General features: G+C 75.0%; 5 protein-coding genes and 1 pseudogene. 3 read left to right on the top strand and 3 right to left on the bottom strand.

The features are described from left to right. Positions 1-52: 52 nt before the first annotated feature. On the bottom strand, positions 53-2,851 hold the full coding sequence (ppc, locus tag ACFRMQ_RS34600; RefSeq protein WP_380734749.1) for a phosphoenolpyruvate carboxylase: 2,799 nt from the start codon (positions 2,849-2,851) through the stop codon (positions 53-55). A gap of 258 nt (positions 2,852-3,109) precedes the next feature. On the opposite strand from ppc, the gene ACFRMQ_RS34605 reads away from it, so the two are divergent. Beyond that, positions 3,110-4,381, top strand: a complete 1,272-nt coding sequence (locus ACFRMQ_RS34605; protein WP_380734750.1) for a sensor histidine kinase — start codon at positions 3,110-3,112, stop codon at positions 4,379-4,381. Between the two features lie 42 nt (positions 4,382-4,423). Here the strand turns inward: ACFRMQ_RS34605 and ACFRMQ_RS34610 are convergent, their stop codons facing one another. Together ACFRMQ_RS34610 and ACFRMQ_RS34615 are read right to left on the bottom strand one after the other, a co-directional pair. Next, on the bottom strand, positions 4,424-4,951 hold the full coding sequence (locus ACFRMQ_RS34610; RefSeq protein ID WP_380734755.1) for an SUKH-3 domain-containing protein: 528 nt from the start codon (positions 4,949-4,951) through the stop codon (positions 4,424-4,426). Between the two features lie 61 nt (positions 4,952-5,012). Next, positions 5,013-5,474 (bottom strand): YwqJ-related putative deaminase, encoded by a 462-nt coding sequence (locus tag ACFRMQ_RS34615; protein WP_380734752.1) that lies wholly within the window; start codon positions 5,472-5,474, stop codon positions 5,013-5,015. Positions 5,475-5,903: 429 nt separating this feature from the next. Between ACFRMQ_RS34615 and ACFRMQ_RS34620 the strand changes: the two genes are divergently transcribed. Both ACFRMQ_RS34620 and ACFRMQ_RS34625 read left to right on the top strand, forming a co-directional pair. After that, a complete protein-coding gene (locus ACFRMQ_RS34620) occupies positions 5,904-6,905 on the top strand; it encodes an SMI1/KNR4 family protein (protein ID WP_380734754.1) in 1,002 nt (333 codons plus the stop codon). 94 nt (positions 6,906-6,999) lie between these two features. Further along, positions 7,000-8,070: pseudogene (locus tag ACFRMQ_RS34625) on the top strand (hypothetical protein); the annotation flags it as partial.

The raw sequence follows: 8,070 nt of genomic DNA on the forward strand, positions 1-8,070 counted from the left end.
GGCCGGTGTCCCGGACGGGACACCGGCCCTCGGCCGTTCGCTGGTCCGGCCGTCAGCCGGTGTTGCGCAGGCCGGCGGCGATGCCGTTGACGGTCAGCAGCAGCGCGCGGGCGCGCAGCGGGTCGTCGTGGCGTCCGGCCGAGAGCTCCTCGCGCTGGCGGCGCAGCAGCGCGACCTGGAGGTAGGAGATCGGGTCGAGGTAGGCGTCGCGGACCGCGAAGGTCTGCTTCAGCACCGGATTGTGCTCCAGCAGTTCGCTCTCGCCGGTGAGTCGGAGCACCTCGCGCAGGGTCAGGGCGTGCTCGGCCTTGATCTCGTCGAAGACGTGGCGCAGCTCGCCGGGCACCAGCTGCTCGACGTAGTGGGCGGCGATCCGCAGGTCGGTCTTGGCCAGCGTCATGGCGACGTTGGACAGGAAGTTGCGGAAGAAGTGCCACTCGCCGTACATCTCGTCCAGCACGTCGCCCAGGCCCGCCGCGCGGGCGGCGGCCAGGCCGGAGCCGACGCCGTACCAGCCGGGGACGATCTGCCGGGACTGGGTCCAGCCGAACACCCACGGGATGGCCCGCAGGCCGTCCAGGCCGGCGCCGGAGTCGGGGCGGCGGGACGGGCGGGAGCCCAGGTGCAGCGAGGCGAGCTGGTCGACCGGGGTGGCGGCGAAGAAGTACTTCGGCAGGTCCTCCTGCTCGACCAGGGCGCGGTAGGAGGTGTGGGCGGCCTCGGAGACCTGGTCCATGGCGGCGTCCCAGCGGGCCAGCGACTCGGGGGCCTGGCGCGGCGCGGTGTGCAGTGCGGAGGCGGAGAGCGTGGCGGAGATGGTCAGCTCCAGGTTCTCCCGGGCGAGGGAGGGGAGCAGGTACTTGTCGGAGATGACCTCGCCCTGCTCGGTGACCTTGATCTCGCCCTCCAGGGTGCCCCAGGGCTGGGCCAGGATGGCCTCGTGGGAGGGGCCGCCACCGCGGCCGACGGTGCCGCCGCGGCCGTGGAACAGGCGCAGCCGGATGCCGTAGCGGTGGGCGACGTCGCGCAGCCGGCGCTGGGCGCGGTGGATCTCCCACTGGGACGTGGTGATGCCGCCGAACTTGGAGGAGTCGGAGTAGCCGAGCATGACCTCCTGGATGTCGCCGCGCAGCGAGACGAGCAGGCGGTAGGACGGGTCGGAGAGCATCTCGTCGAGGATGCGGTCGGCCTGCTGGAGTTCCTCGGTGGTCTCCAGCAGCGGCACGATGCCGATCTTGGCGATGCCCGCGTGCAGGTCGATCAGGCCGGCTTCGCGGGCCAGCACGGTGGCGGCGAAGACGTCGTCGGCGCCCTGGCACATCGAGATGATGTAGCTCTCGACGATCTCGTCGCCGAAGCGCTCGAAGCCCTCGCGGATGGTGCTGAAGACGCCGAGGGTCTTGGTGCCCGCCTCGTCCAGCGGGGCCGGGGTGGGGGCGAGCGGGCGGCGCGAGCGGAGCTCCTTGGCGAGCAGCTTCTGCCGGTACTCGCGGGGCATGTCGGCGTAGCGCCAGGCCTCCTCGCCGAGCCGGTCGAAGAGCTGGCCGAGGGCGTGGTGGTGGGCCTCGGCGTGCTCGCGCACGTCCATGGTGGCGAGCTGGAGGCCGAAGGCCTCGACGGTGCGGATGGCACGGGCGAGGCGGCCGTCGGCGATCAGCTCGCCGCGGTGGGCGCGCAGCGATTCCTGGATCAGCCGCAGGTCGGCGATCAGCTCGCGGGTGCCGAGGTAGTCGCGGCCCTCGACGTGGGGGGTGCCGCCGGCCAGCCGCTCGCGGGTGTTCTCCAGCTTGAGCCGGATGCAGGTGGCCTTGAGGCGGTAGGGCTCCTCGGCGTTCATCCGCTTGTAGCGCGGGCTGAGCTCGGGGAGCAGGTGCAGGTCGGTGTTGAGCGAGGCGAGCAGCTCGACCGAGGCGCCGGCCAGCCGCTCGGAGGTGGAGAGGGTGTTGCGCAGGTCGTCGATCGCGGCGAGCGCGTCCTTGATGCCGTACTCGTGCTGGAGGTTGAGGACGTCCCAGGTGACCCGCGGGGTGACGTTGGGGTTGCCGTCGCGGTCGCCGCCGATCCAGGTGCCGAAGGTCAGCGGCCGGACGCCGTCGGGCAGGCTGAGGCCGACCCGGGCGAGCTCCTCGTGCAGTTCCTCCAGGACCTCGGGGACGGCCTCGCGGTAGAGCTCGTCCAGGTAGTAGACGGCGTTGCGGGCCTCGTCGGTGGGCTCCGGGCGGGCGATGCGCAGCTCGTCGGTCTGCCAGAGCAGGTCGATGACCTCGGCCAGACGGCGGTCGGCGGAGCGCTTGGCGCTGCTGGTGCGGGCCTGGTCGGCGGCGGCCAGGCCGGAGGTGACCTCGTCGCGGTGGATGCGGTCGAGGAGCTCGCCGATCCGGCGCAGCTTGTTGAGGACGCTCCGGCGGGCGGCCTCGGTGGGGTGCGCGGTGAAGACCGGGCGGACCGCGAGGTGGGCCAGGGTGTCCTGGAGGTGCTTGGCGTCGGCCTCGGCGAGCTGGTCGGCGGTCTGCGCGAGCAGCGAGCCCTCGCGGGCGCGGCGGGTGGCGAACTCGCGGCCGCGGTGCACCTGCTCGGTGACGTTGGCGAGGTGGAAGTAGGTGGAGAACGCCCGGACCAGCTTGGCGGCGGTGTCCAGGTCGATGTCGGAGAGGAGTTCGGCGGTGGCCTCGCCGTCGGTGCGGCTGAGCAGGCGGACCTGCTCGACCAGGCCCAGCAGCTGGGGGCCTTCCTGGCGGACCAGCGTCTCGCCGAGCAGGTCGCCGAGGCGGCGGATGTCCGCACGCAGGGCGGCATTGTCGGCGACGACGGGCGTGGGGCTGTCCGCCGGGGTGGGGACCGGAGCGGTCACGGCTGGCTCCCTGTGGTGGTGGGGTTCGGCAACGGCTCATCGTCACGTTTCCACACGGTGTGGCGGGTGTGACGCGTGCGGACCGCGCTGTCCGACGCGACCAGCATAGGTGTCGGGGCCAGTGCTGTCCGAGAGGTGGCCGGATGGCGGACAGGGCTGTCGAAAACCACCCGTGGTCTGGACCACTTGGCGGGTGCGAAGGGTGTACCGGGCAATCCCGGTGGGGAGGGGAGGGGGTTGCCGCTTACGCTGTGGGGCATGAGCAAGTCGCCTGGGGAGCGCGTGCCGGTCCGGTCGTTCTGGTGGTGGAAGCGGCCGCGCAGCGCCTTCCTGGACATCGGGCTGGCGCTGCTCGCCGCGCTCGAGTGCGCGGTCAGCACGATCGCCTTCCTCTCCTCCCGGATGCACGTGAGCACCGCGGGCGCGATCGCGATAGCGGTGCTCGGCACGGTGGCCGGCGGCTCGCTGGTGCTGCGCCGGCGCTGGCCGGCCGTCCCGGTGCTGGTGACGCTGCTGGTGATGCCCGGGATGCTGGGCGTACTGCTGCTGGTGGTGTCGCTGTACACGCTGGCGTCGACCTGGGAGTGGCCCTCGCGGCGCCGGCGGGTGGTGGCGCTGTCCACCCTGGCCTTCGCCGAGGCGGCCGCCGTGATGGCGGTGTCGCTGATGACCGGCGGCGACTCGTCGCCGGTGGAGCCGCCGCCGCTGTGGGGCCAGATCGTGCTGTCGCTGATGGTGGCGGTCGGACTGACGGTCGCTCCGGTGGTGACCGGACTGTACGTGGGTGCGCGGCGGCGGCTGATCGAGTCGCTCCAGGACCGCGCGCACGGCCTGGAGACCGAACTGGACCTGCTGGCCGAGCAGGCGCAGGAACGCGCCCGCCGGGCCCGGCTGGAGGAGCGCACCCGGATCGCCCGGGAGATGCACGACGTGGTGGCGCACCGGGTGTCGCTGATGGTGGTGCACTCCGGGGCGCTGGAGCGGATCGTCGTCAAGGACCCGGAGAAGGCCGCGCAGAGCGCCAAGCTGATGGGCGAGGTGGGCCGGCAGGCGCTGAACGAGCTGCGCGAGATCCTCGGGGTGCTGCGGATGGACGACGCGCGGCAGCCGGAACCGGACTCGCTGGCCGGGCTGCCCCGGCTGGTGGACCAGTCCCGCGCGGCCGGGATGGCGGTGACGCTGACGGTCAGCGGCAGCCGGCAGGAGTTCACCGGCGAGGCCGAGCAGACCGCCTACCGGGTCGTCCAGGAGGGCCTGACCAACGCGCACAAGCACGCCGGCGGCGCGCAGGTGTCCGTGCTGCTGTCGTACGCGCCGAACGGGGTGCGGGTGGCCGTGGTGAACGCCTGCCCCGGCGGGGAGGAGGGCGCGGCGCAGCTGCCCAGCGGGGGCAACGGGCTGGTCGGGATGCGGGAACGGGTGATCGCGCTGGGCGGCACCTTCTCCTCCGGGCCGGAGGCGGACGGCGGGTTCCGGATCGAGGCGGTGCTGCCGTCGCGGCTGGCGGTACGGGCGGAGCGACTGCGCTGACCGGGACCGGGCCGCCGGGCCCCGCTCGGCGCTGACCGTCCCTCAGTACTCGTCCGGGGCGCGCAGCCGTTCCGGGGCGGTGCCCAGGACCAGGGCGGAGATCGCCTGGTCGATGCCGTGGCCGAGGAACCACTCGCCGGCGTGGTCCAGGCTGTAGACCCGGCCCTCCTCGTCGACGGCCAGCAGCGCCTGCCCGTAGGCCTCCTCGCCGAGCGGGGCCAGCTGCGTCCCCAGGGCCCGGCCGAGGTCGAGCAGGGTGCGCGGCTGGTGCAGGCCGCACAGCGGGTCGATCAGGAACGGGGTGCGGGCCAGTTGGCGGCCGGGGCCGGACAGGTCGAAGGCGAGGCCGCCGAACTCGGCCCAGGCCTCCACCGCCGCCGGGAACACCGCGTGCCGCACGCCGGTGGGCGCGCCGTACCCGACCAGGGTGTCGGCCCACTCCTCGGCCTGCCGGATCTGCCAGCGGCCGGGGTGCCAGCCCGCGGCCTTGAGTTCGGCGGCGACGTCGGCGGCGAAGCGCGGGCGGGTCCGGGCGCCGGGGGCGGAGAGGGTGGCCGGCGCGGGCGGGATCGGCGGGTTCAGGGCGGGCTCCAGGGCTGGGGGACGGGGGACGTGCCGGCGGCTCGGCCGGTCAGTTCGCGGGCGGCCCGACGGCGACGCTCCGCACGGTGAAGTGCTCAAGCATCGGAGCGCAGGAGCGGCACGGCGGGGCGTGGGTGCCGTGCGCCGGGTCGCCCTCCTCGCGGATGCGAACGGTCGTCATGCGGGAGCCCTTGAGCGCCTTGCGGGCCTCGTGCAGGGTCATCGGCTTGCGGGCGGCGCGCTTGGAGCGGTGGCCGTCGACCGTGGTCAGGTACTGGGAGAGCAGGACGGCCTCCGGGCAGCGGCCGGTGAACCGCTCGCGGGCCTCCCTCGGCAGGGCGTCCAGGAAGTCGGCGACCAGGTGGTGCAGGACCGGGCGGCGGGGGTCCTTGTCGCCCGCCAGGGTGTGCACCTCGCCGCCCTTGAGCGACAGCGCGGCGGCGACGGCGGGCAGCAGGCTGTCGCGGTGGTGGCGCAGCACGGGCGGGCCCGCCGGCTCACCGGTGGTCATCCGTCCTCCTCCTGGTAACCCGGCGTGGGCCGGGGGTGACCGGGCCGGTCCGGGGCAAGCCTGTCAAACGACACCGACAACCGCACATCCGGGGTGCGGCGGTGGCCGGCGCCGCGCGGGACCGGCTGGGCGGTCACCCGGTCCCGACCGAATGTGCACGACCTCGTCATGACTTGTCGGCTGATCTGCCGAAACGGCCTCCGGTGCGGGGTGCGGGCGGTAGCGTGCGGGCAACTCGGCCCGGTGCGGGCCCCGGTGGCGGTGGTTCACGGGCCCTCGTGGCGCGTCGGGTCGTCCCGGACGGGGGTTCGGGGCGTCGGCCGGGCCGACGGCCGTCGGCGGTCGCCTGGCAGATGGGGGGTTGAAGGCAGGCCCTAGGCTGGTGCCCAGCAAGCACCGTATTTTGCAGCAGCCAGTGGGGGCTCCCAGATGACGACAGGTCGGCCCGGCGTCGCCGCCGCACCGAACGCGGCGTACGCAGGTCAGGTGGTGCAGTTCCCGGACCCGGTCCGTGCGGAGCGGCACCCCGCCGGGGTCAGGGTGGACGAGTACGGCTACCCGGACTTCGGCCCGTACGCCGCCGCCGTGGCCGAGGTGGCCGACCCGCCGGCGGGCTTCGGCGTGGACGAACTGCGGCTGACCGACTACGTCTCGGCGAACGCCGCGCTCCACACCCAGGGCCACCCGCTCTGGGCCGATCTGACGACCGCCGTCGCCACCCCGGCCGGCTGGACCTGGCACCACGCGGTCGGCCGGGCCGCCCCCGGCTGGCGGCGGATGGAACTCGTCCCGGTCGAGGTCAAGGCGCTGCTGCGGCACCACGGCGGCCTGGCCACCTCCAGCGCCGACCACACCCGCCGCGGCACGCGCCCGCTGCAGGAGCGCCGTCCGGTGCACTTCTCGCTGGCCGAGGACGGCGACGCCCCGAGCGGCCTCCCCGAGGACCTGGTGCAGCGCGCCGAGCAGCGCCTCGGCTACCGGCTGCCCGACGCCTACCGCACCTTCCTCAAGCTGGGCGGCGGCCACGCCCCGGTCGGCGTGGGGCTGGACACCGAGCTCGGACTGCTGCTCGACCAGCCGTTCCTGACGCTCACCGAGGAGTACGGCACCGCGGACCTGGTGTACGCGAACAAGTGCCTGCGCGACCACCTGACCAAGGACTACCTGGGCATCGCCTACGCGCAGGGCGGTCTGGTCGCGCTCAAGGTCCGCGGCGAGCGGACCGGTTCGGTCTGGTTCCACCTGTACGACGACGCCCGCGACACCGGTGCCCCGGAGGCCCCGGAGAGCCGCTGCGCGCGGCTGCTGCTGCCCTGCGGCGAGGACTTCGACGCCTTCCTGCTGCGGCTGGCGGGCAGCCCGCCGGAGCTGGAGTCGGTCGCGGAGCTGATGGTGGACGGCGGGTTCGCCCGAGCCGTCCCGGTGGGCTGAGGCACGTGGTCTCGGTGGTGTCGGTGATCGCGGTGGTGCCGGTGATGCCGGTGGAACGGGGGACGAAGAGGATGCGGACAGGGGTGAACCGGGCGTGGTGACGTACGCGCAGGCGCAGGAGCTCGCCGAGGAGTGGATCAACGGAGGGGTGCCGCGCTCGCAGCAGCGCGAGGTGCGGGTCCGGGAGTTCGACCTGGGCTTCGTCTGCTGGGCGGTGGCGCCCGCCGACGGACCGGACGCCGCGAGCCGCACGGTCGGTGCGGGCGGCTCGGGCGAGGCGCGGCTGGTGATCGCCCGGGACTCGGGTGCCAGCACGCTGTGGCCCGCGCTGCCCGTCAACGAGGTGGTCCGGCAGTACGAGGAGGTCTACGGGCGGCCCGTGGCGGCCGGCCCGGCCGGGGCGGCGAAGCCCGCGCCCGGACCGGTGGAGGCGACGTCCTTCCTGCTCAGCCCGCCGCAGTGGCTCCAGGAGGCCGGGGCCGCGGCGATCGCGGCCGAGGCGGAGCGGCTCGGGACGGCTCCGGCGGGCGCCGCTGCCGAGGCCCCCGCCGCTGCCGCCGTGCCCGTCGGGGCGCCGCCCGCCGTGGTGCCGCCCGCGCGGGCCGCGCTGACCGAGCCGCCGGTCTCCGACCGGCCCGCCGGGGACGCGCCGACCATGCTCGCGCCGCCGTCCGGGCACGACGGCCCGGCCGTCGCGCCGCGGCCGCGGGTCCCGGTGGCGGCCGCGCCGCCCGTGCCCGCGCCCGCGCCGGCCGGGGACGAGGCCGGGGCCGTCCTGATGTCCGAGGGGCTGCGGACCACCGGCTCGGACCTGCCCGAGGCCGCCGGCTCGGTCGGTGCCGAGGCCGCGACCATGCTGATGCCGCCGACGGCCGGGGGCCCCGGCCTGCCGCCGGTCCCGCCGTCCGCCGCCCGGCCGCCGGTCGCTCCGCCGCTCCCGCCGGCTCCGGCTCCGGCTCCCGCCCCGGCCGCGGAGCCGGCGCCCACGCTGCTCGCGCCGCCGGACGCCATGCCCGGGCTGATGGGTCTGCCGGGTGCGCCGGCCGCCCCGCCCGTCGGTGGTCCGCAGGTGGAGCACGCGCCGACCATGCTGGCTCCGCCCGGCGTCCGCCCGGCCCCCGACCTCGTCCCGGACCGGGCTGGGCAGCCAGCCGTCGGTGAACTC

The organism is Kitasatospora sp. NPDC056783 (genome assembly GCF_042789895.1).
In the GTDB taxonomy this organism is placed as follows: Bacteria; Actinomycetota; Actinomycetes; order Streptomycetales; family Streptomycetaceae; genus Kitasatospora.

Coding starts and splice junctions, on each gene's coding strand:
- ACFRMQ_RS34605 (WP_380734750.1), top strand. CDS start 3,110: ATGAGCAAGTCGCCTGGGGAGCGCGTGCCGGTCCGGTCGTTCTGGTGG.
- ACFRMQ_RS34615 (WP_380734752.1), bottom strand. CDS start 5,474: ATGACCACCGGTGAGCCGGCGGGCCCGCCCGTGCTGCGCCACCACCGC.
- ACFRMQ_RS34620 (WP_380734754.1), top strand. CDS start 5,904: ATGACGACAGGTCGGCCCGGCGTCGCCGCCGCACCGAACGCGGCGTAC.